The organism is Mycobacterium arosiense ATCC BAA-1401 = DSM 45069 (assembly GCF_002086125.1).
Lineage (GTDB): Bacteria > Actinomycetota > Actinomycetes > Mycobacteriales > Mycobacteriaceae > Mycobacterium > Mycobacterium arosiense.
On the sequence record NZ_MVHG01000369.1, the window covers coordinates 1 to 242 of the forward strand.

Here is a 242-nt window from a genome sequence, read left to right on the forward strand (position 1 = left end):
GGAATCCCTGCCTTGAGCGCTCTCCTCAAGCCCCTCGACAACCGCTTGTTCTGGCCCGCGGTCGCCATCGGCGGCCTGCTGATCCTCGCTTTCGTCCTCTACCTCCAGCACGTGCGCGGCTTCGCGCCCTGCTCGCTGTGCATCTTCATTCGCCTGGACGTGCTCGGCCTGGTGCTCGCCGGGATCGTCGGCAGCCTCGCCCCGCGTTCGCGGATCGCCGGCGGCATCGCCGCGCTGGGCAT

The 242-nt window shown here is 69.4% G+C and carries 1 protein-coding gene; it reads left to right on the top strand.

The window, feature by feature from the left end:
• Positions 1-12: 12 nt before the first annotated feature.
• A partial coding sequence (locus BST14_RS32225) for a disulfide bond formation protein B (RefSeq protein ID WP_048304129.1) occupies positions 13-242 on the top strand: 230 nt, incomplete at its 3' end.